Raw genomic sequence first — 26,901 nt, forward strand, 5'->3', positions numbered from 1 at the left:
CAAAAAAATTGCTTAGGTTTTAAGAGAAACTGTTTGACAAAAGAGCCCACCATATTTAATTCATCTCTAACATTTTCCCAAATAACATTTTCATCACCATTTATTCCTAACTTTACAATCTTAGTTCCTGAAGTTACATCTTCTGATTTTTTTCCACAACCTATAATTCCTAAAATAGATAGCACCACCAATAAAATAACTCTTAATTTTTTCATAATCTCTCCTCCGATGTTTTAATTTTTATTTTTTATTTTTTTATTCTTTTTAATATCTTTTCTCCAGACCATTGGATTGCTGTAATCAAAGTCACAAGTATAACAATTGTTACGACCATAATATCCGTTTTAAAGTGTTGATAACCATATCTTATGGCGAAGTCTCCAAGTCCTCCTCCACCAACAGTTCCTGCCACTGCTGAAAATCCAATCAAACTAACTGTTGTTATAATAAGAGCGTATATAATTTCAGGTAGAGCTTCTCTAAGTAAAACTCTATAGATTATTTCAAAAGGTGTTGAACCCATTGAGTACGCTGCTTCTATAACTCCTGAATCCACTCCTAAAAGTGCTGATTCAATCTGTCTAGCCACAAAAGGTGCAGAACCAAATATAAGTGGAACTATTGCTCCTTTCAATCCAATTGTTGTTCCCATGAAAAATCTTGTTACAGGAATCAAAGCTGCAAGTAAAATCACAAATGGAATTGATCTAAACACATTTATAATCTTTCCCAAAATACTATTGATTAAGTTATTTTCTAAAATTCCATCTTTTCTAGTCACAACCAAAACTATTCCCATTAAAAGTCCAATCAGCGTTGAGATTGTTCCTGCTATAGATACCATTAACAAAGTTTCTCCCATGGCACGAACCATCTCATCTTGATACTTAATTACATTTTCTAAAGAACTATATAGCTTTTCTACCATCTTTTAAAACCTCCGTATATATATTATTTTTATTTAAGTAATCTAAGGAATTTTGGATATTTTCCTCTTCCCCTTTCAATTTCACAACCAAGTTTCCAATTGGTGTTTCTTTTATAATCTCAATATTTCCAAAAAGAATACTACTATCAATACCATAATCTCTTGATATTCTCGATATATAAGCTTCCTCTGTATTACTACCAACATAAGCTAACTTAATTATTTTTTCATCTCCTTTTACTAAAATTCCATTTAAGTAATCATTTATCTTATCACTGTTGAAAACTGAGGATAAAAACCTTTTTGTTATTGGCTCTTTCGGTCTAGAAAAAATATCTATAACGTCCCCCTCTTCTTTTACAAATCCATCCTCCATAACAATAACTCTATCACAAATCTCTTTTATAACCTCCATCTGATGAGTTATCAAAACAATGGTTACTCCTAAATCTTTATTTATTTTTTTTAGAAGTTTTAAAATAGATACTGTCGTTTCTGGATCTAGGGCTGAGGTTGCTTCATCACAAAGAATTATATCTGGATTATTTGCTAATGCTCTAGCTATTCCAACTCTTTGCTTTTGACCTCCCGAAAGTTGAGATGGATAACTACTTTTTTTATCTTTTAATCCAACTAAATCCAACAAACTATTTACTCTTTCATCTATCTCAGCTTTTGAAAGTCCACTGCCTTTCAATGGATAAGCTATATTTTTAGCTACGGTTCTACTTCTCATCAGATTGAAATGTTGGAATATCATCCCAATCTTTTTTCTTTTCTCTCGCAGTTCTTTTGGATTTAAAGACCCTAACTCTACTCCATCAATTAAAACCTCTCCAGAACAAGGTATCTCTAAAAGATTTATACATCTAAGTAACGTACTTTTTCCAGCTCCAGAATAACCTATAATTCCTGTGATCTCTCCTTTTTTAAAATCGAAAGATAACTCTTTTAATGCCTCGACGCTTTGACCTTTACTCTCGTAAGTTTTTATAATATTCCTAAGTTGTATCATATATATCTCCTCCAAATTATTTTATATTTTTAATTTTTTTGAAAAAATTGTATAAAAAAAAGCTTGAGATTTAATCCCAAGCTTTATGTTAACAACTTTATTCCTTGGGAGCTCTCTTTTTGTAAGCAAAAATGAGTTCGTCCCAAAATTAAAAATTAATTTTTGGTTCCAACTCCCATAGGCATCATATTCATCATTGTAGTTTTTGATATTAAATTATAGTTCGTCATTTAACTACTCCTTCGATAAATTATTTTTAAGTATACTAACATATGAAAATTTAGAAGTCAAATTATTTTTTTATTTTTTTTTCTTTAAAGTTGAATAATTTGAATATCCTCCAGAGATATTATATGCATCAAACCCTGAATTTAAAAGGATATTCTGACCCATGTTCCCTGTAACACCTTTATTGCAATGTACTGCAATTTTTTTGTTTTTATCCAACTCTTTTACTTTTTCTCTTAAAGTTTCTAGAGGTATATTTATGGCATCCTCTATATGAGCCGCTTCATATTGAGATCTACTTCTAACATCTATAACCAAGAATTCATCTCTTTTTTCATCTAACTCTTTTGGAGTTACAATTTTATTTTTTCCGTTTATAGCATTATCCAAAATCATACCTGTGTAATTAACAGGATCTTTTGTTGTTGAAAATGGTGGTGCGTAAGCTAAATCTAAATGGAATAGTTGGTCTACTGTCGCTCCAAATGTTAAAAGTGTTGCAAAAACATCTATTCTCTTATCAACACCGTTTTCTCCTAGCATCTGAACACCTAAAAGTTTTCCATTTTTTCTGTCAGCAATCGCTTTTATTACCATCTCTCTAGATGTTTCTAAATACTCTGTTTGATTTGGTTTTATGTTGTGAATTATCTCGATTGAATACCCTTTTTCTAAAGCTTCTTTCTCGTCTAATCCAGTGCTAGCAAAGGCCATATCAAATATTTTGAAAATTGACGTTCCTAAAATCCCTTTAAACTCTAAATTTCCACCAGTAAGTCTATCTCCTAAAATACGCCCCATCTTATTTGCTGTTGAACCAAGTGGAACATATGTTTCCTCTCCTGTTAAAAGTGAATAAGTTGTAGCACAATCTCCTGCTGCGTAAATATCTTTCAAACTTGTCTCTAAGTGATTATTTACTTTTATTGCTCCGCTTTTTCCTAACTGTATTCCTGATGATTTTAAAAACTCTACATTTGGAAGCACTCCAACCGCTGCTACTATAAAATCAACTTCTAAAGTTTCTCCATTTTCAGTACTTACAATTTTTCCATCCTCAGAAATGTTATTTATCTTATCGTTTAAAATTAGTTTAACACCTTTTTTAGCTAGATATTTTTCTAGATAGATACTTATTTCTGAATCCACTCTTCCTATACTAGAGCTCATCTCAATAACAGTTACCTCTATTCCTCTTTGAACTAAGTTTTCTACCATCTCAAGTCCAATATATCCAGAACCAACTATCAAAGCTTTTTTAGGTGATGTTTCATGAATAAACTTTTTTAATCTATCACCTGTTTCAACATCTCTTATATAGAATATATTTTCATTATCAAAATCAATTTTTCTAGGTCTAGCTCCTGTTGTAACTACTAACTTATCATATGAATCTTCAAAAATTTCTCCTGTTATTTCATTTAAAACTTCTATCTTTTTTAAATCTGGATTTACAGATAAAACTTTATGATTTATGTTAAGTTTCATATTAAAACGAGATTCGAACCATTTAGCATCTCTTGGAGTTAAGTTTCCTCTTTTTATATAATCTTCTCCAATATAGTAAGGAATTCCACAACCAGAATAACTTATATCTGATCCTGAAGTATAAGCAACAATTTCTACCTCTTCACTATTTCTACGAGCTTTTGCTATAACAGATGTCCCCGCTGCAACTGCTCCAACTACAACTATCTTCATTTTTCCTCCCAAGTTTACTTAATTTTAATTACGCTTTTACAAAATACTCTCTTGTTTTATTAGATATTCCTACTAGTATTAACATCACAGGAACCTCTACTAAAACACCAACTACAGTTGCTAATGTAGCACCTGAATTCAATCCAAATAGAGATATTGATACTGCAACTGCTAACTCAAAGAAGTTACTCGCTCCGATCATTCCTGCTGGTGAAGCTATCTCATGAGGAAGTTTCCAAACTTTAGCCCATCCATATGCTAAGAAGAAAATAAAGAACGTTTGAATTATTAGCGGTATAGATATCAATAATATATCTAAAGGATTATCTATTATTTTTCTTCCTTGGAAAGAGAAAATTATTGTTAATGTTAATAGTAATCCTGTTATTGTTATTTTATCAAACTTTTTTATAAATATATTTCTAAAATAATCTAAGCCTCTTGATTTTATAATATAGTGTCTTGAAGTTGCTCCTAAAATTAGTGGAATAACTACAAATAAAACAACTGAAAGAATTAGTGTATCATACGGAACAACAACATTATTTATTCCTAATAGCAGTGCTACAATAGGTACAAATCCTATTAATAATATTAAATCATTCACAGCAACTTGAACTAAAGTATAAGCTGGATTTCCTTTTGTAAGTTGACTCCAAACAAAAACCATAGCTGTACAAGGTGCTGCTCCTAAAAGTACGGCTCCAGCAATATATTCATCTGCTAAATTTAAAGGTATTAAACTTTTAAAAATAACTTTAAAGAATAACACTGATATCGCATACATTGTAAATGGTTTAATTAACCAGTTAGTTACACAAGTAACTGTTAATCCTTTTGTATTTTTTGTTGCATCCATTATAGATGTAAAGTCAATTTTCAACATCATTGGATAAATCATAAGCCAGATTAAAATAGCTACTGGTATTGATACATTTGAATATTCAAAAAGAGCTAAAGTCTCTGGTACTACTGGTGCAAATATCCCTATTGCAACTCCTAAAACTATACAAATTCCTACCCAAACTGATAGGTATTTCTCAAAAAATCCCATTTTTCCTCCTAAATATTAATTTTCTCACATGAGTGATTAATTATAATTTATCACAAAGCTTTTCTTTTGTAAATAAGAATATCATTATTTTCTAATATAGTTGATGAAGTAATATTTTGTATATTTTCAAATAAAGATATCATTTTTTTATTTTTTGAACTGATTCATATACTATGGTATAATCTAAATAAAACTAAAAGGAAGTGATTGAAATGTGTACGAAATTATTTGAACCAAAAGTTGATTATGTATTTAAAAATCTATTTGGATCAGAAAAACATCCTAGAATATTGATATCCTTTTTAAATGCATGTATAAAACCAGAAAGTCCAATAGTTAGTGTCCAATTAAAAAATACAGAGTTATCAAAAGAATATATTGAAGATAGTTTCTCAAGATTAGATGTTTTAGCTAAAACAGATAAAGGAGAGATAATAAATATTGAAATGCAAAGAGCTGATGAAAAAAATATGATAAAACGTAGTCTTTACTATTGGTCAAAAGCTTTTTCTGGAGAATATGGAGGAAAAAGTAGATATAGTGAACTTCCAAGAACCATCTGCATAAATGTTATAGATTTTAATCTTTTGTTAGAAGAAAATTATCATAATAAATATATTTTAAAAAATACTAAAACTAGTAATATTTTAACTGATACTATGGAAATACATTTTATTGAACTACCAAAAATGAAAGAAATTGATACTAAAGATGCTCTTAGTATGTGGACAGCATTTATAAATGATCCGAATGACGATAAAGTTATTGAACTAGAAAGCATGCTTGAAGAGCTTCATGAAGCTAGAATTGAATTAGCAAGAATAAGTAGAGATCCAAAAGAAGCTGAAAATTATAGACTTCGTCAAAATGCAATGAACGAAAGAATGAATGCACTTTTAGAAGCCGAAGATAAAGGTGTAGCTAAAGGTATGGCTCAAGGAATAGCTCAAGGAATAGCTCAGGGTATGGCTCAAGGAGAAAAATTAGCTAAATTAGAAATTGCTAAAACTTCACTACAGAATGGGTTAAGCTTTGATATTATAACTCAAATAACTGGCTTAACTATTGAAGAGATTGAAAAATTAAAATAAAGATATTTTAAATAAACCCTATATCATTTATTCAAAATTTATGATAAAATTTAAATATTGTTTGTAAAAAATAAATTTAATAAATAGATTAGGAGTAAAAACTTATGAGTATTTTAGATGTAAAAGACGTAAGTCATGGATTTGGTTCTAGAGTTATTCTTGAAAATGCCTCATTCAGACTTTTAAAAGGAGAACACGTTGGTCTTGTTGGAGCTAACGGAGAAGGAAAATCTACTTTCCTTAACATTATAACTGGTAAACTTATGCCAGATGAAGGGCAGGTTTCATGGTGTAATCATATCACTACTGGTTACCTTGACCAGTATAGTACTTTGGAAAAAGGAAAAACAATTAGAGATATTTTAAAATCTGCTTTTGCTGGAATGTTCCAACTTGAGCAAGATATCATGGATCTTTATACAAAAATGGGAGATTGTACTCCTGAAGAGATGGATTCACTTTTAGAAGAGATTGGAGAGATTCAAAGTATTCTTGAAGGAGGAGACTTCTATAATCTTGACTCTAAAATAGAGGAGTATGCCGCTGGATTAGGTTTAATGGATATTGGACTTGAAAAGGATGTATCAGAGCTTTCTGGAGGACAAAGAGCTAAGATTCTTCTAGCTAAAGTTTTATTAGAAAATCCTATGATTCTTATACTAGATGAGCCTACAAACTTCCTAGATGAAGATCATATAATCTGGTTAAAGAACTTCTTACAAAACTATGAGAATGCATTTATTTTAGTTTCACATGATATACCATTCTTAAATGAAGTTACAAATGTAATCTATCATATAGAAGCTGCTGAATTAACTAGATATACTGGAGACTACTACCAGTTTAGAGAGATGTATGAACTGAAAAAGAGACAAATCGAATCAGCTTATAAAAAGCAACAAAAAGAGATTGCTCATCTTCAAGACTTTATCGCTCGTAATAAAGCTAGAGTTGCTACAACAAACTTGGCAAAAGATAGACAAAAGAAACTTGATCGTATGGATATAATAGAGATTGCAAGAGAGAAACCAAAACCAATATTTGGATTTAAAACTGCTCGTACTCCATCTAGAGAGATTATAACAGTTAAAGATCTTGTTATCGGATATGATGAGCCATTAACAAAACCACTTAACTTTACAATTGAACGTAATCAAAAAATTGCTATTAAAGGAGTTAACGGTTTAGGAAAATCAACTCTTCTTAATACAATCTTAAAAAACATAAAAGCTTTATCTGGTGAGATTGAGCATGGACAATTCTTAGAAGTTGGATACTTCAAACAAGAGGAGGAAAGTTCAACAACAACTGCTCTAGATGAGTTCTGGAATGAGTTCCCTGGACTTACAAATGCAGAAGTTAGAGCTGCCCTTGCTAGATGTGGACTAACTACTGACCATATCACGAGTCAAATGCGTGTTCTTTCTGGAGGAGAAAATGCAAAAGTTAGACTTGCTAAAATCATGAACCGTGAAATTAACTTCTTAGTTCTAGATGAGCCTACAAATCACTTAGATGTTGATGCTAAAGATGAACTTAAAAGAGCAATAAAAGAGTTCAATGGAACTGTTTTAATGGTAAGTCATGAACCTGAATTCTATATGGACGTTGCTACTGAAATTTGGAATGTTGAAGATTGGTCTACTAAAATCATCTAATTTTATCACAAATAATTAATTTAATAGAAAAGCCACTAATTTATTTTTAAAACTAGTGGCTTTTATTTATTTTTTTAACTCTATTTTAGTTTTATATCTATTTATCCAACCTTTTAATGGATTCGAATTTTTCTTTTTTAAATCTTTTTTGCTAAGGTGCTCTCCAAATATTAAATCTACTATATGAAGCGTTTTTGTTTCTCCAACTTCTAAAGCTTCTCTACATCCAGCACAATATGTCAAAATATTCCCTGTACTACTGCTCTCAGCTCTTTTTTTCCTAACCTCTTCACTTATCTCCGAAGCAACTGAAGCTACCATCCCTCCGAGTCCACAACATCTTGTTTTTTCCTTTGAGTATTCAAACTCCTCATACTGATATCCCAACTCATCCACAATCCACCTAACTCCATCTTGAATGGACTTCTCAAATCTAGTTGGACATGAATCATGAATATTAAATTTAAGATCAGACCCAATTCCTATATTGATTTTATCTTCAGGTAATCCTATTTCTGGTAGTAACTCCCACAATGATACTGTTTCTATATCTAAGTTCTCCTTAAACATTTTATAACACGATTGACATGCAACAACTATTTTTTCTACATTTTTTTCTTTAAATTGCTCTTCTAGCTTTTGAAATTTTCTAGAAAATAACTCTACCTCTCCAATATCTCTAGTTGGTTTTCCACAACATGCCAACATCGACTCAACATTGTTTTCTAATTTATCATTCAGATGATTTAATATACTTTTAACTCCTGAAGGACTGTAAGACGATAAAGAACACCCTGGGAAAAATAGATATTTCACATTTACTTTCTGTGAATCAATATCTTTACTAAAAAGTTTAGTCTCACCTAAATATTGATGAATCTCTACACCTTTATGACCTTTTAACGGGGATTTTCCACCATTGTCTTTACTATACTCATTTCTTAAATCTTGAAAACTAGATTTTAAATCTAATTTTTTCGGACAAACCAATTTACACTGATCACAAAGATTACAAGAAAAAGCTATCTTTGGATCCATATTTGCATATCCTTTTTCTAGATATTCACTGAACAACTCTTTCGGACTCTCAGTATACCTATACATCATAGGACACTCTTTCATACAAAGTTTGCAACTAGATTTTTTTCCAGAAGTTGCTAAACAGTTATCGGCTATATATTTCATTTTTGATTTTATAATCTCATTTGACATGAATTCTCCTCTATCTATATCTTTATTTTTATCAAAATAACTAGTAACTTTTTTGTAACTGATTGATATAGTGTAATTAATATGTTACATTATATATTATACAATAATTGTCATCATATTTTAAGGAGGTTTTTTTATGTACCATACAATTGTTTTAGGCGGTGGCGCTGGTGGACTTACAGCTTCTATTGGACTCGCATCTGCTGGAAAAAAAGTTCTTCTTATTGAAAAAGAAAAGCTTGGTGGGGAGTGTACTTGGAGTGGGTGTATCGCCTCTAAAAGCTTCATCTCTGCAGCTAAAACTTCTAAAAACTTAAAAGATGTTTTAGAAAAAACTCTTAAAAACGTACATAAAGTTGGTGATAGTGAATTACCTCATGTTTCTAACTTCAAAAATATAGATTTAATTATTGGTGAAGGAAGTTTTATTGATAAAAATAGTGTTATTGTAAATGGAACTATATACAAAGGAAAAAATATTGTAATCTCTACTGGAAGTTCTCCTTTTATTCCAAATATAAAAGGGTTAGAAAAAATTGATTACTTAACAAACCAAAATTTTTTCTACATAAAAGATGATTACTGCAGTATAGTTATGATTGGAGCTGGGATAATCTCTTTAGAACTAGCTTTTCCCCTTAAAAAACTTGGAATAGATGTCACAATTTTAGAAAAATCTAGCCTTTTTCTTCCTAATATGGATGATGAAATTAGAGAGTTTTATTCTAAACGATTGAAAGAGGAAAATATAGATTTATTCTTAAACTGTGAAGAGATAGAGATTTTATCTTTTGATAAGTCTAATAAAAAAGTTTTAATAAAAACAAATCACAGAAATTTTGAAACTGAAAAAGTTTTTATATCTACTGGAAGAGTTCCTAACTTAAAAAATTTAAATTTAGAAAAAGCTGGGATTGAATTTAATAATAAAGGTATCGTTGTTGACAGATATATGAGAACATCATCTAAAAATATATTCTCTATTGGAGATGTAGCATCACCTCTTAAATTTTCACACGTAGCGGGGTATCATGGTGAAACAGTTGTAAGAAATCTTCTGTTCCCTTATATTATGAAATCAATAGACTATTCTAATATCCCTTGGACTATATTTGGTGAAACTGAGGTTTCTAAAGTTGGTATAAGTGAAGAGGAAGCTAAAAGTAAATATAAAAAAATATATACATACACTTTAGATGAAAATAATGATAGAAGTTTAATTACATTTGAAAAGAATTTCTATTTGAAAATTATTTGTGATAATAAATTTAATATCGTAGGAGCTCTGTGTATAGGTGAAAGAGCTGGCGAACTTATTGGATTTTTACAGCTGATGATTGGAAATAAAATTAAATTTTATAAAGCTATGAAATCTATTCAAGCTTATCCTACATATACTTACTATATAAGAAACCTGTCTAAAAAAGCTTATATAGATCACTTAAAAAGCTATTTACCATAATCTACTAGGAGGTGAATCGTGAAAAATAACAAAAAAAGAATAGCAAAATTGTTCATTATAATCTTTATAGCTTTCCTCTTCTTTCTATTTTTTAAATATGATGGAGTGAAATATATAAAAGATAAAGAGCAATTAAAAACATTAATAGAAAGTTTTGGAATCTTAGCTCCTTTAAGTTACATATTACTTTACTGTATTGTAACTATTACAACAATATCAACTCTTCCTCTTAGTTTGGCAGGTGGAGTACTATTTGGACCAGTTTATGGAATTATCTATACTATGATTGGAGCAAGTCTTGGAATGATATCTTCATTTTTAATAGCTAGATATATTGCTAAAGACTTCATTGAACGAAAGTTTTCAAATCTACAGATTTTTAAAAAAATAAATGAAGGGGTTAAAAAAGATGGTCCATTTATTCTTGCAGTAACTAGATTACTACCAATATTTCCTTTTGGAATTCAAAACTATCTTTACGGATTAACCTCTATCAGTTTTTTTAAATATACTATCTTTTCTATAGTATTTATTCTACCGGGAACTTCGGTTTTCGTCTTACTTGCTGGAGCTATATCTGCTGGAAATACAAAAGATGCAGCTAAAATATCTTTAATCGCATCTCTAATATTTTTAGCTTTAACTATTATTACTAGAGTTATTCAAAACAAAATAAAAAATAGATAGGAGATTCTATGCTAAAAAAATTTATTAAACCACTACTTCCCATTCTCTTAATCGGGGCTGTTGCGGGATGTGGAAAAAAAGAGAACAGTGAAGTTAACATATATATGTGGGGTGGTTCAAAAGAGATTAATAGTTTTATGGATGACATTGTTATTCCATCAATTTCAAAAAAAGAAAATATCACTTTAAAAAGAGTTCCAATTGTTAATATTAAAGATGTTGTAAATAAGCTTATAATAGAAAAACAAGCTGGTAAAAAAAATGGAACTATCGATATTTTATGGGTTAATGGTGAAAACTTTAAAGCTTTAAAAGATGCTGAGGTTCTTGAAAAAAATATTTTAGCTAAAATTGAAAATAAAAACATAATAAAAGAAAGTACAACAATTAAAGATTTTGGAGAGACTATTGATGGTCTAGAGGTTCCTTTTGGAGAAGCTCAATTCAACTTTATCTATAACACTGCCAAAGGAGCGATTCCTTTCAGCAATTGGATGACTTTATCTCAGTATGTAAAAAATAATCCTGAAAAATTTACATATCCAAATACCTCTAATTTTACTGGTAGTGCTTTTGTAAGAAATATCGCTATCGATATTCTTGGATATGATGAGATTTCAAAAATGACTACTGATGAACTTAAAGCTAACTTAAATATTGTTTGGAATTTTTTAAATGAGATAGAACCATATCTTTGGAGAAAAGGTGAAACATATCCAGAGTCAGAAGGAAAATTAGATTTATTATATTCAGCTGGTGAAGTTGATATCACGATGGGATATACAATTAATAAGGTTAATTCAAAAATTGAATCTGGGGATTATCCTGTAACATCAAAAAGTTTCCTATTGGATAAAGGAACTCTTTTTAATAATCATTACTTAGCGATTCCAGAAAACTCTGCTAATAAAAGTGCTGCTTTAAAAGTTATAAATGAACTAGTTTCACCAGAGATACAACTGCTTAAACAAGATTCTAAAAATTGGGGAGATTTTACAATTTTAGATATGAAAAAACTACCGACTGAAGCTGTTCAAAAGTTTATTTTATTAAATAAAAGTGATAAAATCCCATCATCAGAGGAACTTGCAGAGAAAAGAGTGATGGAGTTGACTCCTGAAAAGTTAGAGATTATAGACAAAGGTTGGTTAGAATACGTTGGGAAAAATTAAAAAATATATATTTATAGCTCCTTTTTTAATATATATTTCAGTATTTTTTTTATACGGCTTATACTACGTTTTTATGACCTCTATTGGATTTAACAGAATTCTAAGTCCTTCGTGCTTTACCTTAAATTTTTATCGTGAGATTTTAAGCTCAAAAGAAGTTTATGAAAGTTTTATTTACACAGTAAAAATAAATACAATATCTGCTTTTATTTCAATTACTTTAACAGTAGTTTTGTTGTTTCTAATATTTTTAGGAAAAAGAAAAAATTATGCTCATATAAAACTATTTCAAAAGATTGTTGAATCTCCAACTTTTATTCCATACCTTATAAGTGCCTATGGCATTTTACTCGTATTTATGAAAAATGGGATTCTTCATAATCTTTTTGTTAAATTTGGAGTCTTATCGAGTAACCAATTTCCAATTCTAACAAATGAGAAATATGGTATTAGTATAATTTTTACATATATTTGGAAGACCTTACCTTTTATGACCATGATGACTCTTCCAATAATGTTTAGAGTTGAAAAGAAATGGGATTCTTTAGGTAAAATCTATAACTTAAGCAGTTTAGACTTTTTTAAAAAAATAGTATTACCTTTAATTTTACCAAACTTAGGAGTTAGTTTCTTTATAGTTTTAAGCTACCTCTTTGCATCATTTGAAACTCCCTATATTTTAGGAGTAACTCACCCAAGAGTTTTATCAGTATTAGTCTTCGATATGTATGCAAAAGGAAGTTTGGATTTGAGAGGTAAAATAATGGTTTTAAATATATTAATCTCTTGTCTAAGTTTGATTTTTGCAGGAGCAATATATTTCATTTTTAAATATTTTACAAAATTTGAAGATAGAGAGTGGTAATCATGAAAAAGTATATTTTAAATTTAACATATTTTGTAATCTGCCTATTTTTTCTATTACCATTTATGGGTATATTTTTTAAAAGTCTAAATTTTAAAATGTGGGTATATGTTTTAAACTCACCTAGCACTTATGAAAGTTTAATCACTACCACAGCTATTCTTTTTATAACTGTATTAATTAATTTTATAATAGGAACACCTGTTGCAGCTTTTTTAGCAAGAGAAAAATCTAAACTAAATTTTTTACTGATGATTGTGATAGCTCTTCCTCTTATAATTCCTGTTATGGTAAGTACGATGGGACTACAATTTGCTTTTATAAAATTAAATCTGATTGATACTGTTCTCGGAGTTTCTGTTGTACACAGTGTTGCAACTATTCCCTACTATATTCTAAGTATGAAATCTGGATATCTTACAATAAATAAAGATTATGTAAAGCTCGGAAAAATTTTAGGAGCTAATCCTATACAACTATTTTTTAAGATTACGTTGCCTTTAATATATCCTTCATTTTTAGTTGGAGTTTCGTTGACTATAGTTGTTTCTTTAGCACAGTATCTTATCACATTTATAATAGGAGGTGGAAGAGTTATCACTCTTCCGATTTTAATGATGCCATATCTAGTTGATGGTGGAATAACTAACGGAACCGTTTACAGTGTTATTTATATTATTTTTACATACCTCTTACTATTTTTATTAAATAGTTTTACCAAAAATATATACAGAAAGAGAGATTTACATGATTCAAATAAACAATGTATCTAAAATATTTTCAGGATTTCTTTTAAAAAATATAAATTTATCAATAACCTCAGGTGAGTTTATCGGCATATTGGGACAATCCGGTTCTGGAAAATCAACTCTTTTAAATTTGATAGCTGGTTTAGATGAAGATTTTTCTGGAGAGATTAAAATAGAGGGTAAGAAACCATCTCATATTATAAAAAATGGAGAGATTAGTATGGTTTTCCAAGATTCACTACTTCTTCCACACTTAAATGTCTTTGATAATATTGCATTTGGATTGAAAATACAAAAGATAAGTAAATTTGAAATTGAGAAAAGAGTTTTTGAAGCAATTTCTGAAATGGAGCTAACTGGAAAAGAGAAAAGATTTCCAAATGAGTTGAGTGGAGGAGAAAAGCAAAGAGTTTCTATAGCTAGAGCTCTTGTGACAAAACCCAAACTTCTTTTAATGGATGAGCCATTCTCTGCATTAGATTTTAATTTAAGAGAACGAATGCAAAAATTAGTTAAATCTCTTCATAAAAAATATAAAATTAGTACTATTTTTGTAACTCATGATAGAGATGAAGCTTTCTTTTTAGCGGATAGAATTGCTGTAATGTCTGGTGGAGAACTTTTAGAGTTTGATACTCCTCAAGCTTTATATTACAACCCTAAAACACTCTATACCGCTAAACTTCTTGGAATAGAAAATATACTTTCTAAAAAAGATTTTGAAGGAATTTTTGGAATTAGAGATGAAAGTTTTGATTTTATCGCTTTTAGAGGAAACAACCTATGTATTGTTCAAAACTCTGATTTAACTGGAATCATTGAAGATATCCAGTTTGGATTAGGGAAATATTGTCTCACTATTTTAATTGGAGATATAAAGCTCTATTTCATACAAGAAAAAGAACCAAAGGAAAAAATTGGAGATTTCATCTGTTTTTTATATAATAAAAATAATGAAATTTTAATCAAAGGAGAATAAACTAATGTTAGATACACACTGTAGAAAATATATTCAACCACTTATTGAAGTAGCCGCAAATTTAGCTATAAAATTAAAATTGAGTGCAAACTTTGTAACAATTTTAGCTGCTATCGTTGGTATTTCAAGTGGAATTTTTGCCTTGATAGATATGAATATCTTAGCTATTATCATGTTGTGGTTATCAGGTTATCTTGATGCTGTTGATGGAAGTATAGCTCGTAGAACAAAGTCATCTACAGCTTTTGGGACTGTTATGGATATAACTTTTGATAGAGTTGTTGAAGGGTCAGTTATAATTGGGGTAGCATATAAATATCCTCAATTTAGCTTTATCTCTCTTTTGTTAGCAATCAGTATAATTATATCTATGACAATCTTTTTAACAACAGGACCTTTAGCTCAAAATAAAGGTGAAAAAACATTTTATTATCAAGCTGGATTGGCTGAAAGAACTGAAGGTTTTATTATGCTATCTGCTATGATTTTATTAAGAGAAAAGAGTGGAGTTATAATAAATCTATTCACTGGAATCGTTTTATTCACTGCTTTCCAAAGATTTGTTGAAGCTAAAAAAATTCTAGATAAATAAAAAATCCCACTAGCGAATCAAAAATTTACTAGTGGGATTTTTATCTCCTATTTATATTTAATTTTCATTCTTAAAATAGTTATTGCAAATGACAACGTTACAGCATTTCCTATAATAACTGGAATATCTTTTCTAAAAGTTCCATAGATTAACCAAGCAAAAACTCCTATTGTAAACATTACATACATCAAAAGTGAGATTCCACTTGTATCTTTTGTTTTTATAGTTTTTATAGCTTGAGGTAAAAATGAAGCTGTTGTTAAAAAAGCTGCACAGTATCCTAATATATCTATCATAACTTTTTCTCCTTAAATAGATTTTAATTTAATTAAACAACTCTTAAAATCTCCAATTAAGCTATCTAACTCTCCTTCAATTTGTAAATTTCCTAAATCAGAGAATGAAGGTTCTTTAAATATAAGTCCACTACTATGAAGCTCGTCTCCGTAATATGACTCTCCCTGAACTTGTAAACTTTCCACTGAATATAGATAATCTTCATTTAATCCACTCAATAACAGTGATTCATACCCAGCATTAGGAAGTGATAAGATTTTATATTTTGCTACGATAGCTTCTTTTTTATCTTTGCTTACAACCATCCATGCTGCATCATTCAATTTTTTCTCAAATGGAGAAACCAATCTATAAAAATCTCCAAATTGAATTAGTTCTCTATTTTCTTTGAAGAACTCTATCTGTTTTTTAACAATCTCTTTCTCTTCATCTGTTATTTTATTCAAATCTAACTCATATCCAAAAGCTCCAAAAATAGCGACATTCCCACGTGTTTTTATAGGTGTTATTCTATTTGTTTGATGATTTGGAACTGCCGACACATGAGCTCCCATAGAAACTACTGGATAACAAAGTGATGTCCCGTATTGAATCTTAATTCTTTCAACTGCGTCTGTATCATCACTTGTCCAAGTTTGTGGCATATAATATAACATTCCTGGATCAAATCTATTTCCGCCACTTGCACAAGATTCAAATAAAACTTCTGGAAACTCTGTTGTTAACTTTTCTAAAAGCTCGTAAAGACCTAAAATATATCTATGGAAAACCTCTCCTTGTTTTGTAGAATCTATAACTTCTGACCAAACTTCAGTCATCGGTCTATTCATATCCCATTTCACATATGATATTTTTGATTCTCTCAATATTTTAGATATTTTCTCATAAAGATATTCACGAACATCCTCTCTTCCTAAGTCCAAAGTATGCTGATTTCTACTTGGAGTATTTTTTCTATTTGGAGCTCTTAAAATCCAATTTGGATGATTTCTATAAAGTTCACTATCTTTATTTACCATCTCAGGCTCAAACCAAAGACCAAATTTAATTCCCATCTCTTCAACTTTTTTCGATAATCCCTCAACACCACTAGGAATTTTTTCTAAATTACTCCACCAATCTCCTAATCCAGCTTTATCATGATTCCTAGCTCCAAACCATCCATCATCTAAAACAAACAGTTCAACACCTAGCTCTTTTGCTTTTTTAGCTATGTCTAAAATTTTCTCCTCATTGAAATCAAAATATGTAGCTTCCCAGTTATTAAGTAATACTGGTCTAACTTTATCTCTCCAAACTCCTCTAGCTAATCTTTCTCTGTAAAGTCTATGATAGTTTAAGCTAAGTCCGTTCATACCAGTATTTGAATAACTCATTACAACTTCTGGAGATTGAAATTCATCACCTTTTAATAGTGTCCAATTAAAGTTAAATGGATTCATACCGATCGAAACTCTAAGTTTGTTATATTGGTTTTTTTCAACCATCTCTATATGATTTCCACTATAAACTAAGTTGAAACCATAAACTTCTCCTGAAAATTCTGTAGTTTCTTTTCTTTTTAAAGCTATAAATGGATTGCTATTTACACTACTTGTTCCTCTTTTACTATCTATTACAAATTTATTTTGGTTTATTTCACTTATCTCAACGTGTCTCTCTCTTGACCAAGCTCCCGAAAGATGAACAATTTGAAAATCAGGTTCTTTAAAATCTAAAGATGCACTTAAAAATCTTTCTAAAATCAACTTTTCATCCGATTCATTTTTTATGTGAGCATTTCTTGTAATAACATCATAATCTCTAAATATAGTATAACTTAAAGTTAGAGTTGCTCCTATAAGTTCATCCTTTAAATATATTTTTAAAGTTTTAGCTTCATTTGAATTTTCAACATATGTATTTGGAAGATTTTTTAGATTTTCTTTTCCTTCAACTATCTCATATGAATGATAAGTAAAATCTGTAATTCTACTTCCGTTCTCTTGTAAAACTACGATTGCGGGTTCTCTGTAATCTCCATTTCCATAACTTGGATACTCCTGTAGTAAAATATCTTTACAGAAACCTCTTTTGTCATCTAAAGCATTTGGAGTAACTGGAACTTCTGCTGATGTAAATTGAACAAGATGTTGATATGAGTCTCTATGTTTAATTTTTTTTCCAAAATAAAGATGTCCTAAAGTTCCATCATCTAAAACTTTTAAAATATAACTAATGTTCTCGTTATAAAGGTGAAACTCTAGATTTTTTTGATTTACAAGTATATGCATTTTTCCTCCCTAAGCTTCAATTGCTTTTTCTACTTTTGATTTTTGTCTATATTTTCTAATAGTTATAACTAGTAAAGCTGTAACTGTCCATAGTATTCCTAGGTTTTTTTGTAATCCCACAAAGTTCAACGTAACCAATCCATACTTTGAGAAAATAACGTAAAATGATAACATTACAGCTACTATTATTGTTCCAGCTTCGTATTGGTGCTCCCAAGGAGTAACTTCAACAACATTTTTATTTACTAAAACATATGGTGTTTTTCTAGGCTTTAATTTTCCTATCACTAACATAATTGCACAACTTATAACGAACAATATTGCCGATTGATGTAAAAAATGTAAGTCCGGCTTAATCACAAGCTGAAGAATTGCATATGATGAAACGAAAAATGCCAATGAAATTTTTGCTGCTATTGCTGGTACATATTTTGTTGTATAACCTATAAAAATTATTGTAAATATAGGCACATTGAAGAAGCCATTTACAATTTGTAAATACTGGAATAACCCTTGAGGTGCTTTCATTATTAAAGGCGCTGTAAATAAAGATGTTAATGCTATAACAAATCCAAATATTTTCCCTTTATTTACTATTTGAGCATCCGTTTTATTCTTTCCAAAAATTGGTTTATAAACATTTATACAAAATAACGTTGAAGCACTATTTAAAGTACTATTGTAACTACTTAAAACAGCTCCAAACATTACAGCAGCAAAGAATCCTATAAAGTATTTTGGCATTAAAGCTTTAATTAGATGTGAATACATTAAATCTGGTTCTGCAAAGTTAGCTCCGTAGATATGATAAGCAATAATCCCTGGAATAATTACGATTACAGGAGTAAATATTTTTAAAAGTCCTGCTAACATAACTCCTTTTTGACCCTCTTTCAAGTTTTTAGCAGCTAAAGCTCTTTGCATAATCCCTTGATCTGTTCCCCAATAATATAGATTTACTAAAAGCATCCCTGTAAAAAGAGTTGTAAATGGAATCGGATCTGAATTTGAACCGATAGCATCAAACTTTTCTGGATGTGCTAAAATTAATTCTCCGATACCTCTACTTAATGAACCATTTCCTATAAATTTAAACCCTAAATAAGGTACTGATAATCCCCCAATTATAAGTCCTATTCCATTTAAGGTATCTGAAAATGCTACCGCCTTTAATCCACCAAAAATTGCATAGATTGCCCCAATAATTCCAATTGCCCAAACTGTTATCCAAATTCCAGCTGTATAAGAAACCCCTAATACACCAGAAATATCAAACAGTTGACTCATTACAAGAGCTCCAGCATAAAGTGTAGGTGGTAATCCATTTAAAACATAACTAGTTAAAAATAGATACGTTACAAATTTTCTAACTCCTGGATCAAAACGATCTTCTAGAAATTCTGGAATTGTTGTAAGACCACCTTTTAAGTATCTAGGAACTAAAAACATTGCAACAAGTACCAAAGTTATTCCTGAACAAACTTCCCATCCCATAACAGACATGTTATGAGTATAAGATTGAGCACTCATTCCTGCAAAGTTTGCTGGACTAAGGTTTGTTAGCATAAGAGACCCTGCTATAAATCCAGCTGTTAAACTTCTTCCTCCTAAAAAATAACCGTCATTTGTATCTAATGTATCCCCTTTAGTTTTATAGTAAGTCAATATAGCAACTAAAGCTGTAAAGAAAATAAAAGATAAAAACATTAACATAAAGCCACACTCCCCTTATATTTATTTTAAAATTTTAAAAAAATTTAATCTTCAAAATAATCTATCATGCTCCCTATTAGTTTTGTCTTTGTATATTCAACTCTTGTTTCTACAAACTCAGAAACTAAGAATTTGATACTTTTTTTAGCTGTTTCTTTTAACATAGGTGACACTGTTTTAAAACCCATTGGAACTGTATATTTTAAATTATCGAATCCCCAAATCTCTAATTTTTGATAATCAACTTCAAACTCTTTCAAAGCTTTTACGATTCCAAATAGCATATTATCACTTGATGAAAAAATAGCATCAAATTTTATATCATTTTTTAATATTTGAACCATATCGCTATAAGCATTTTCTCTACAATAATCTGATTTTAAAATTAGATTTTTATCGATATCTATTTTTTTATTTTTTAAACTATCTTCATACGCTCTTTTTCTTTCAAATCCAGAAAGTTTATTCAAATCTCCTAGAAATATAAGTGGCTGTTTTAAATTTTTTTCTAAAATTTTCTCCATAATAGAGGATACTCCACCATAATCATCTGTATTTATGTATAAAGTTTTCTGAGCCATATTGTTAATTTCTTTGGCATAGTCTACTACCACAACCCTGTATTCACTTTTTATCATTTTTTCTAAAAACAGATTATCTCTTAAAAAACCAATAAATATTCCACTTGAAACATTTCCGTTTTTAAAAAAAGCTTCAATTCTTTTTTCATCATTAAAATCTTTTACATAATCTACTAAGATTTGATGATTTTCTAAAAAAGCTTCTTTTACAACAGTATCTGTAAAATCCATAAAGTATGCTGTATCCATAGCAGTTGTTTCCAATCTCATATTGGGTTCGTATATAAAAACTCCAATTACACTATTTTTTTTCCCTGCCAATGTCTGAGCATTTAAATTTGGAATATAGTTATACTCATCTATTATTTTTAAGATTTTTTGTCGATTCCTAGCACTCACATTTGGATGATTATTTAAAACTCTTGAAACTGTACTTCTTGAAACTCCTGCTAATTTAGCTATTTCTGTACTATCTATTTTCAAATTTTCTTTTTTCATATTACGCCTTTCTTTTTGGACGGCTGTCCAAAAGTTTTTTAAAAAAATATTTATGTACGTATTATAAAATAAAAAATAGAAAAATAAACATTTTTTATTAAAAAAGTATTTTTCTTTTTTTACTGAAGTAAAAAAACTTCTATTTTTTATACTTAACTTTTTTAGTTAAATATTTTTTATTGACAGACATTATTATTTAATATATAATAATTGAAATATATTTTTTAAATATATGAAAATTAAATAAACAACTTCGTATAACCCTATTAATCTGGTATAGGGGTCTCTACCACGGAACCATAATTCCTGCTTACGAAGAAGATATGTCTATCATTGCCATATTTTCTTCGTGTGCAGGATTTTTTTTATAATTTTTTATTTAGAAGGAGAAAAAATATGAATTTAAACAAATTACCAAAAATCGAGTTACACTGTCATCTTGATGGAAGTGTAAGACCTGAAACTATTATTGAGTTATCAAAAATTGAAAATGTTAAACTTCCTAGTTATGATATAGAAACTATTAGAAATATTATGATTGCTCCTATGGAGTGTACATCTCTTGATGAGTATTTAGAAAAGTTCGAAATTCCTGTTGCTATTATGCAATCTAAAGAAAGTTTAGAAAGAATCACTTTTGAACTTATGGAAGATTCTGCTAAAGAAAATATAAAATATATTGAGATTAGATTTGCTCCATTACTTCATATAAATAAGGGGCTTTCTGTTGAAGAGATTCTAGAAAGTGTTATTAACGGAATTAAAAAAGCTGAAGAGATATACGATATAAAAGGAAATCTTATTTTATCATTCCTAAGACATATGCCTGCTGAAACTATCTACGATGTTATTGAGGCTGGAAAAAGATTCTTAGGTGATGGTGTTGTGGCTATAGATCTATGTGCTAGTGAAGAAAAAGGGTTCTGTGAAAGATTTATAAAGCCATTCGAACTTGGAAGAGAGTATGGTTATAGAGTTACTATACATGCTGGTGAAACTGGAATTGGAGAAAACGTTTTAGACGCTGTTCAAATGCTACATGCTGAGAGAATTGGTCATGGAATCCATATAAAAAATTGTAAAGCCGCTTATGATATTGTAAAAGAAAATGGAATTACATTAGAGATGTGTCCTACGAGTAATGTTCAAACTAAAGCTGTTGAGAATTTTGAAAATCATCCTCTTTTAGATTTCTATAAAGATGGAATAAATGTAACAATAAATACTGATAATAGAACTGTTTCTAATACCACTTTAACTAATGAGATTCTTGTTTCTAAAGATAATTTCAATATGGATTTTGAAATCTATAAAAATATATATCTAACTTCTGTTGAAGCGGCTTTTACAACTTCAGAGGTTAAAAATAAACTGAAAGCTGATTTAGAGAAGTTTAAAAATTAGATTATATCTATTAGTGGGACTTCTTAAAAATCATCAAAAAATACCCCTAAAAAATGACCCTTTAAAATCAATTTTAAGCCCCCTAAAAAACTCATTAGGTATAAAAGTATACCCCATTTTTTAGAGGGCTTTATTTAGATTTTATTTTAATATATTTTCTCCAGCTCTTTTTCCAAAAACAATTATTTCAGTGATAGCATTTCCTCCTAATCTATTTGTTCCATGAAGACCTCCAACAATCTCTCCAGCTGCAAATAATCCCTCTATTATACTACCTTTTTTATCAAGAACTTGGTTCTGATTATTAATACGAACTCCACCCATTGTATGATGAACTGCAGGAGCTACTTTTTGAATATAAAATGGTCCTTTCTCTATAGATACAAGGGTCCCTCTTCTATTGAAATCTAAATCCTTTTTATTTCTAACAAAACTATTATATCTTTCAATTGTCTTTAAAAGATTTTCTTCATCAATATTCATAAAATTAGCAGCTTCTTCTAAGCTATCTGAAATTGCAATTAAGTTAGAATTTTTTAATCTCTCAACCTCTTCTTTATTTTTACTAACATAGCTAGTTATAGCTTCAACTTCTTTACTCCAAACTAAGTATCCAACACCATTTTCTTGTTCAAGTATAGCTTCTGAAACGGTGTCTCTTCTTTCTAATTCCTCAACAAATCTATCACCTGATTTATTAACTAATATAGCTCCATCAAATCTACTTCCACCCACATGAGAAAGCTCTCCTGTTTCTGGATTAGATATTGGGAATGTTTGAATATATTCCATTTGGATAAAGTCAGCTCCAACTTTTTCACACATTAAATGTCCATCACCCGTTATTCCACTTATATTTGTTGTTTTATATCTCTCATCTAAACTTGGATTGTATTTTTTTCTTAACTCTATATTTCCACTAAAGCCACCGGTCGCTAAAATAACCCCTTTTTTAGCCATAAACTTAACATCTTTTTCTTCAATAGTTGCTAAAATTCCAACTACCTTTGAATCATTTTCAGTTATTAACTCTTTAGAACGAACTCCTGTTCTAATATCCACTCCCAAAGATACGGCTTTAGCTCTAAGCTTTGCAATTAGTTCAACAGCATATTTACCAGAAAATACTGCTGCTCTTGGTACTGTATGTCCTCCAAAATGGATAAGTTCATTTTTAAAAGAAACCTTGATCTCATCTTTAAGCCATCTATATATTGGTAGTGCTTCATTGACAAAAATATCAAGAAGTTCGTGAGAGTTTTTATTATCTCCACCTAAAAGAATATCTTTTTTATAAAGTTCCACTGAATCTTTGATATCTTTCTCTATCTGTGCATCATTTCCAGGAATATTTATTCCACCCATAGAAATAAGAGTATTTCCACCTATAGACGACATTTTCTCTAATAAAACTACCTTAGCTCCTTTAGAAGCTGCAGAAATAGCTGCTGATAATCCAGCCCCTCCAGCTCCTACAATAACAACATCAAAATTTTCAATCGGCTTTATAATCTTCTTACTTGCACCATCTCCTATTTTAACTAAGTTTTCAGCTTCAAGCATTTGAATTTCAAGTTTATCAAAATTTTCTCCAGCTTCAATTAAAGCATTTTTTACAGCTTCTCTAATACCTCTTGAGCTCATAGAACATCCAGAAACATTAGGTATTAAAATACTATTAGCTTCTAATATTGATTTTGGTATCTGAACAAAAGCTGGATCTGAAATTATTTTAGTTTCATTGTGAGAAAGAATCTCTATATTTTTTATAGTATTCTCAACAATCTCTATTTCTACAGAAATATCTCCTCCATATCCTTTTCCAATTCCTATAAATTTTCCATTTTTCATTTTTCTCTCCTCGTCGAATATAACTGTTTTTATAGGAATCTGAATCTCTGTTATGTATTCATTTTTGTTTCGAGATAAAAATGAATTTATAATATCAATCTCATAGATAACAGGCTCAACATTAATTTTATTTAAAGATATATAATCTAAAATTTTTTTCAAAGCTTCCTCTCTATTTCCATATCTATATCTTATTGTTATATACTCATTTTTTTTAATCTTTTCTATATTTTTTAAATAATTCTCATTTTTAAAAAGTAAAAATTCACTTATTTTTTCACTTGAACATCCCTTAGAATTTAGTAATTTAAACTGTTTACCAAGATGAGCACTGCCACACTCAACAGATGCCTCAATAATTTTATAAATATCAAAAATCGAGTTATTTAAATCTTTATTGGTAATAATATCTAAATTATATAAGAATTTTTCCGGTAAACATTTCAATATAATTTTATCTACTTCTAAATATGAAAACTCATCTAAAAGATTTTGAAGTCTTTTTTTACTATTTTTTAGATTCTCAATTTCAATATCTATATCTTCGATTTTCTTTTTATAAATATCAAAAAAACCATTCATATCTCTAGATTCTGCATCGTCAAATCTTTTTTTTATCTCTTCTAAAGAAAATCCGTTATCTTTAAGAGTAATTATATTTTGTAATTTTAAAATCTGATACTCACTATAATATCTATAACCATTATTTGGATCAACATAATCTGGTTTTAAAATACTATTTTCATCGTAATATCTCAGAGTTTTATTTGAAAGTCCTGTTATTTTTGATATCTCACCAATCAAATACAACTCTTTTTTCATAACTTAACAACTACTCTTCCTTTATTTCTACCTTTTAAAATGAGTTCAATTTTATCATTTAAATCTTCTAATGTAATCTCTGTAGAAAGCTTATCTAAATCATCAATCTTCCAATCTGTAGAAAGTTTGTTCCATAAAAGCTCTCTTTCACTCGTACTAATTTGAACAGAGTCTACTCCATAAAGAGTTACCCCTCTTATTATAAAAGGATAAACAGATGATTCGAATGAAGCGCCTGCAACATTTCCACAAGTTGTTGCTACTCCATTGTATTTTAAAGATTTTATACCTGTAGAAAGAATATTTCCACCAACTGTATCTATGACTCCAGCATAGATTCCCTTTAATATTGGTCTTGAAGTGTCATCTACATCAGATCTTTTTATAACTCTTTTGGCTCCAATATTTAATAAGAATTCACTTTCTTCAGCTTTACCTGTAACTCCTACAACTTCATACCCTAACTCGCTTAAAATTTTAACTGCAACTGATCCTACACCACCTGTAGCTCCTGTTACTAAAATTTCTCCATCTTCAGGCTTTATTTCTCCTTTAACAATCAGTTTATAAACTGAAATTGCAGCAGTTAAACCAGCTGTTCCATAAATCATGCTCTCTTTTAATGTCATATTCTTAGGAAGAGGTACCACCCATTCAGATGGAACTTTTACGAATTCTTGGTACCCTCCTGAAGTGTTCATTCCAAAATCATAACCAGTCACAATAACTTCTGTTCCAGGTTTTAACTCTGGATTTTTACTTTCTACAATTACACCTGCAGCATCAATACCTGGTGTATGTGGATAAACTTTTGTTACACCTCTATTTCCATTCGCTGATAAAGCATCTTTATAGTTTAATGAACTATAACTAACCTTAATTAAAGTGTCGTGATCAGGTAAATCATCTAAATTTTTTTCCACAATGCTTCTATCTAAAGAATCTCCAATTTCTGTTACTAAAAAAGCTTTAAACTTCATAATATTCCTCCAAAATATTTATTTTATATTAAGATTATAAACCATACCCTTGGGTTAAAGTCAACATATTAAGATTTTATGAAAAAAATATATAAATCCTTTTATAAAATTTAGAATATAAAAAAGATTAAAGTTTATTATACTGAATAATAAATATAAGTAATATTTGATTAGAGGAGGAAATTATGAAAAAAATAGCCCTGATTTTTTTAGCTTTATTTAATTTAACTTTTTCAGCCGAGGTTATATTAAGAAAAGAATTATCCTATGAAAAATACACTTTAGATCATTTTTATAAATATAAGAATGTAGATAGAGAGTTTCAATGGAAAAAAATCGAAGATAAAATATCTAATATTGAAAACTTTAAAAAAGAGTACACTAAAATAGGAACTTTAAGAAATTTTAGAAATTCAAATGGAAATCCTGCTCAATTAGAGAATTTTCTAACATCACCAGAAAGAGACAAATACGGTGTTCGAAGACACCAAGGTATACCTTTATACGAATCTTTAAATAAAAAACCAATAAGATATGGATGGGATGGTTCTTTCGTAGGAATTTTAGATGAAAAAGAGGGGTTCGTAAAAATAAAAATAGAAAGTATTGAAGGAGAATGGTGGACTCCTAAAAAATATGTAAAACAGATATCAAATACACCTACAGATAAATTGATATTCATAGATAGAAAAAATCAAAATATAGTAACACTACAAAAAAATAATAGTGAATGGTTAATTAGAAGTATGAATCCAGCTACAACAGGTTTAGATAGACTACCACATAATTATCCAACTCCTTTAGGAACTTTTGTTATTCAAGATAAAAAACCTAGAATGAACTATTTGAAACTAGGAAGCTCTTCTCAAATTGCAGGATTTGCTCCTCATGCCACTAGATTTTCAGGAGGCGGATATATTCACGGGATACCTGTAGAACTTCCTAGAACAAGTATTATTGAGTATTCTCCAACTTTAGGTTCAACACCTAGATCTAGAATGTGTGTTAGAAATGCTTCGTCTCATGCTAAGTATGTTTATGATTGGGTAAAACCATTAAATACTTTACTAATTGTTATCGAGTAGAGTG

The 26,901-nt window shown here is 29.4% G+C and carries 22 protein-coding genes, 1 pseudogene and 1 riboswitch; of the genes and pseudogenes, 11 read left to right on the forward strand and 12 right to left on the reverse strand.

Annotation, left to right across the window (positions count from 1 at the left end):
• From Q0O83_RS08605 to arsB, 5 genes and pseudogenes are all read right to left on the reverse strand, one after another.
• Positions 1–215: pseudogene (locus Q0O83_RS08605) on the reverse strand (hypothetical protein); the annotation flags it as partial.
• 32 nt (positions 216–247) lie between these two features.
• Complete coding sequence (locus Q0O83_RS08610) at positions 248–928, reverse strand: methionine ABC transporter permease (protein WP_047384789.1); 681 nt, start codon at positions 926–928, stop codon at positions 248–250.
• On the reverse strand, positions 909–1,943 hold the full coding sequence (locus Q0O83_RS08615; RefSeq protein WP_294096225.1) for a methionine ABC transporter ATP-binding protein: 1,035 nt from the start codon (positions 1,941–1,943) through the stop codon (positions 909–911). Before Q0O83_RS08615 ends, Q0O83_RS08610 begins: the two co-directional genes overlap by 20 nt.
• 300 nt (positions 1,944–2,243) lie before the next feature.
• Positions 2,244–3,872: an FAD-dependent oxidoreductase gene (locus tag Q0O83_RS08620; RefSeq protein WP_294096227.1), complete on the reverse strand. Its 1,629-nt coding sequence runs from the start codon at positions 3,870–3,872 to the stop codon at positions 2,244–2,246.
• A gap of 28 nt (positions 3,873–3,900) precedes the next feature.
• Positions 3,901–4,926, reverse strand: a complete 1,026-nt coding sequence (gene arsB, locus Q0O83_RS08625; protein ID WP_294096230.1) for an ACR3 family arsenite efflux transporter — start codon at positions 4,924–4,926, stop codon at positions 3,901–3,903.
• Between the two features lie 212 nt (positions 4,927–5,138).
• Here arsB and Q0O83_RS08630 point away from each other — a divergent pair, with 212 nt between their 5' ends.
• Together Q0O83_RS08630 and Q0O83_RS08635 are read left to right on the forward strand one after the other, a co-directional pair.
• Entirely contained in the window at positions 5,139–6,017 is an 879-nt protein-coding gene (locus Q0O83_RS08630) for an Rpn family recombination-promoting nuclease/putative transposase (protein ID WP_294096232.1), read from the forward strand.
• A gap of 104 nt (positions 6,018–6,121) precedes the next feature.
• Positions 6,122–7,675, forward strand: a complete 1,554-nt coding sequence (locus tag Q0O83_RS08635; protein WP_294096234.1) for an ABC-F family ATP-binding cassette domain-containing protein — start codon at positions 6,122–6,124, stop codon at positions 7,673–7,675.
• A 66-nt stretch (positions 7,676–7,741) separates the two neighbouring features.
• Here the strand turns inward: Q0O83_RS08635 and Q0O83_RS08640 are convergent, their stop codons facing one another.
• Positions 7,742–8,887: a (Fe-S)-binding protein gene (locus Q0O83_RS08640; RefSeq protein ID WP_294096236.1), complete on the reverse strand. Its 1,146-nt coding sequence runs from the start codon at positions 8,885–8,887 to the stop codon at positions 7,742–7,744.
• Positions 8,888–9,023: 136 nt separating this feature from the next.
• On the opposite strand from Q0O83_RS08640, the gene Q0O83_RS08645 reads away from it, so the two are divergent.
• The 7 genes from Q0O83_RS08645 (at position 9,024) to Q0O83_RS08675 (ending at position 15,393) form a co-directional block, all read left to right on the forward strand.
• Positions 9,024–10,349 (forward strand): NAD(P)/FAD-dependent oxidoreductase, encoded by a 1,326-nt coding sequence (locus Q0O83_RS08645; protein ID WP_294096237.1) that lies wholly within the window; start codon positions 9,024–9,026, stop codon positions 10,347–10,349.
• Between the two features lie 18 nt (positions 10,350–10,367).
• Entirely contained in the window at positions 10,368–11,036 is a 669-nt protein-coding gene (locus Q0O83_RS08650) for a TVP38/TMEM64 family protein (protein ID WP_294096239.1), read from the forward strand.
• 8 nt (positions 11,037–11,044) lie between these two features.
• Complete coding sequence (locus Q0O83_RS08655; RefSeq protein ID WP_294096241.1) at positions 11,045–12,208, forward strand: ABC transporter substrate-binding protein; 1,164 nt, start codon at positions 11,045–11,047, stop codon at positions 12,206–12,208.
• A 73-nt stretch (positions 12,209–12,281) separates the two neighbouring features.
• Positions 12,282–13,073 carry a hypothetical protein gene (locus Q0O83_RS08660; protein ID WP_294096243.1) on the forward strand — a complete coding sequence of 264 codons (792 nt, stop codon included), beginning with the start codon at positions 12,282–12,284 and terminating at the stop codon, positions 13,071–13,073.
• A 98-nt stretch (positions 13,074–13,171) separates the two neighbouring features.
• Positions 13,172–13,846, forward strand: coding sequence for an ABC transporter permease subunit (locus tag Q0O83_RS08665; RefSeq protein ID WP_294096245.1), 675 nt, complete (start codon positions 13,172–13,174; stop codon positions 13,844–13,846).
• Complete coding sequence (locus Q0O83_RS08670) at positions 13,821–14,801, forward strand: ABC transporter ATP-binding protein (protein WP_294096247.1); 981 nt, start codon at positions 13,821–13,823, stop codon at positions 14,799–14,801. Before Q0O83_RS08665 ends, Q0O83_RS08670 begins: the two co-directional genes overlap by 26 nt.
• Before the next feature lie 4 nt (positions 14,802–14,805).
• A complete protein-coding gene (locus Q0O83_RS08675; protein ID WP_294096249.1) occupies positions 14,806–15,393 on the forward strand; it encodes a CDP-alcohol phosphatidyltransferase family protein in 588 nt (195 codons plus the stop codon).
• A 47-nt stretch (positions 15,394–15,440) separates the two neighbouring features.
• Here the strand turns inward: Q0O83_RS08675 and Q0O83_RS08680 are convergent, their stop codons facing one another.
• The 4 genes from Q0O83_RS08680 to Q0O83_RS08695 are packed head-to-tail and all read right to left on the reverse strand — an operon-like array spanning position 15,441 to position 20,755.
• Positions 15,441–15,689 carry a SemiSWEET transporter gene (locus Q0O83_RS08680; RefSeq protein WP_294096251.1) on the reverse strand — a complete coding sequence of 83 codons (249 nt, stop codon included), beginning with the start codon at positions 15,687–15,689 and terminating at the stop codon, positions 15,441–15,443.
• A gap of 12 nt (positions 15,690–15,701) precedes the next feature.
• Entirely contained in the window at positions 15,702–17,963 is a 2,262-nt protein-coding gene (locus tag Q0O83_RS08685) for an alpha-galactosidase (protein ID WP_294096253.1), read from the reverse strand.
• A gap of 9 nt (positions 17,964–17,972) precedes the next feature.
• The gene (locus Q0O83_RS08690; protein ID WP_294096255.1) at positions 17,973–19,676 is read right to left on the reverse strand and encodes a solute:sodium symporter family transporter; all 1,704 of its coding nucleotides are present in this window, start codon (positions 19,674–19,676) and stop codon (positions 17,973–17,975) included.
• Positions 19,677–19,720: 44 nt separating this feature from the next.
• Positions 19,721–20,755, reverse strand: a complete 1,035-nt coding sequence (locus Q0O83_RS08695; protein WP_294096256.1) for a LacI family DNA-binding transcriptional regulator — start codon at positions 20,753–20,755, stop codon at positions 19,721–19,723.
• 233 nt (positions 20,756–20,988) lie between these two features.
• A riboswitch (purine riboswitch) is annotated at positions 20,989–21,088 on the forward strand.
• A 63-nt stretch (positions 21,089–21,151) separates the two neighbouring features.
• On the opposite strand from Q0O83_RS08695, the gene add reads away from it, so the two are divergent.
• On the forward strand, positions 21,152–22,159 hold the full coding sequence (gene add / locus Q0O83_RS08700; protein ID WP_294096258.1) for an adenosine deaminase: 1,008 nt from the start codon (positions 21,152–21,154) through the stop codon (positions 22,157–22,159).
• Positions 22,160–22,300: 141 nt separating this feature from the next.
• Here the strand turns inward: add and Q0O83_RS08705 are convergent, their stop codons facing one another.
• A complete protein-coding gene (locus Q0O83_RS08705) occupies positions 22,301–24,832 on the reverse strand; it encodes a flavocytochrome c (protein ID WP_294096260.1) in 2,532 nt (843 codons plus the stop codon).
• Positions 24,829–25,812, reverse strand: a complete 984-nt coding sequence (locus tag Q0O83_RS08710) for a YhdH/YhfP family quinone oxidoreductase (RefSeq protein WP_294096262.1) — start codon at positions 25,810–25,812, stop codon at positions 24,829–24,831. The genes Q0O83_RS08705 and Q0O83_RS08710 overlap by 4 nt, the downstream gene beginning before the upstream one ends.
• 185 nt (positions 25,813–25,997) lie before the next feature.
• Between Q0O83_RS08710 and Q0O83_RS08715 the strand changes: the two genes are divergently transcribed.
• A complete protein-coding gene (locus Q0O83_RS08715) occupies positions 25,998–26,897 on the forward strand; it encodes a L,D-transpeptidase (RefSeq protein WP_294096264.1) in 900 nt (299 codons plus the stop codon).
• Positions 26,898–26,901: the final 4 nt, after the last annotated feature.

Source organism: uncultured Cetobacterium sp. (assembly GCF_945952365.1).
GTDB lineage: Bacteria > Fusobacteriota > Fusobacteriia > Fusobacteriales > Fusobacteriaceae > Cetobacterium_A.

What these genes read in the sequence shown, in the direction of transcription:
- Q0O83_RS08610 (WP_047384789.1), bottom strand. Translation starts at nt 928, where the DNA reads ATGGTAGAAAAGCTATATAGTTCTTTAGAAAATGTAATTAAGTATCAA.
- Q0O83_RS08615 (WP_294096225.1), bottom strand. Translation starts at nt 1,943, where the DNA reads ATGATACAACTTAGGAATATTATAAAAACTTACGAGAGTAAAGGTCAA.
- Q0O83_RS08620 (WP_294096227.1), bottom strand. Translation starts at nt 3,872, where the DNA reads ATGAAGATAGTTGTAGTTGGAGCAGTTGCAGCGGGGACATCTGTTATA.
- arsB (WP_294096230.1), bottom strand. Translation starts at nt 4,926, where the DNA reads ATGGGATTTTTTGAGAAATACCTATCAGTTTGGGTAGGAATTTGTATA.
- Q0O83_RS08630 (WP_294096232.1), top strand. Translation starts at nt 5,139, where the DNA reads ATGTGTACGAAATTATTTGAACCAAAAGTTGATTATGTATTTAAAAAT.
- Q0O83_RS08635 (WP_294096234.1), top strand. Translation starts at nt 6,122, where the DNA reads ATGAGTATTTTAGATGTAAAAGACGTAAGTCATGGATTTGGTTCTAGA.
- Q0O83_RS08640 (WP_294096236.1), bottom strand. Translation starts at nt 8,887, where the DNA reads ATGTCAAATGAGATTATAAAATCAAAAATGAAATATATAGCCGATAAC.
- Q0O83_RS08645 (WP_294096237.1), top strand. Translation starts at nt 9,024, where the DNA reads ATGTACCATACAATTGTTTTAGGCGGTGGCGCTGGTGGACTTACAGCT.
- Q0O83_RS08655 (WP_294096241.1), top strand. Translation starts at nt 11,045, where the DNA reads ATGCTAAAAAAATTTATTAAACCACTACTTCCCATTCTCTTAATCGGG.
- Q0O83_RS08660 (WP_294096243.1), top strand. Translation starts at nt 12,282, where the DNA reads ATGACCTCTATTGGATTTAACAGAATTCTAAGTCCTTCGTGCTTTACC.
- Q0O83_RS08665 (WP_294096245.1), top strand. Translation starts at nt 13,172, where the DNA reads ATGTGGGTATATGTTTTAAACTCACCTAGCACTTATGAAAGTTTAATC.
- Q0O83_RS08670 (WP_294096247.1), top strand. Translation starts at nt 13,821, where the DNA reads ATGATTCAAATAAACAATGTATCTAAAATATTTTCAGGATTTCTTTTA.
- Q0O83_RS08675 (WP_294096249.1), top strand. Translation starts at nt 14,806, where the DNA reads ATGTTAGATACACACTGTAGAAAATATATTCAACCACTTATTGAAGTA.
- Q0O83_RS08680 (WP_294096251.1), bottom strand. Translation starts at nt 15,689, where the DNA reads ATGATAGATATATTAGGATACTGTGCAGCTTTTTTAACAACAGCTTCA.
- Q0O83_RS08685 (WP_294096253.1), bottom strand. Translation starts at nt 17,963, where the DNA reads ATGCATATACTTGTAAATCAAAAAAATCTAGAGTTTCACCTTTATAAC.
- Q0O83_RS08690 (WP_294096255.1), bottom strand. Translation starts at nt 19,676, where the DNA reads ATGTTAATGTTTTTATCTTTTATTTTCTTTACAGCTTTAGTTGCTATA.
- Q0O83_RS08695 (WP_294096256.1), bottom strand. Translation starts at nt 20,755, where the DNA reads ATGAAAAAAGAAAATTTGAAAATAGATAGTACAGAAATAGCTAAATTA.
- add (WP_294096258.1), top strand. Translation starts at nt 21,152, where the DNA reads ATGAATTTAAACAAATTACCAAAAATCGAGTTACACTGTCATCTTGAT.
- Q0O83_RS08705 (WP_294096260.1), bottom strand. Translation starts at nt 24,832, where the DNA reads ATGAAAAAAGAGTTGTATTTGATTGGTGAGATATCAAAAATAACAGGA.
- Q0O83_RS08710 (WP_294096262.1), bottom strand. Translation starts at nt 25,812, where the DNA reads ATGAAGTTTAAAGCTTTTTTAGTAACAGAAATTGGAGATTCTTTAGAT.
- Q0O83_RS08715 (WP_294096264.1), top strand. Translation starts at nt 25,998, where the DNA reads ATGAAAAAAATAGCCCTGATTTTTTTAGCTTTATTTAATTTAACTTTT.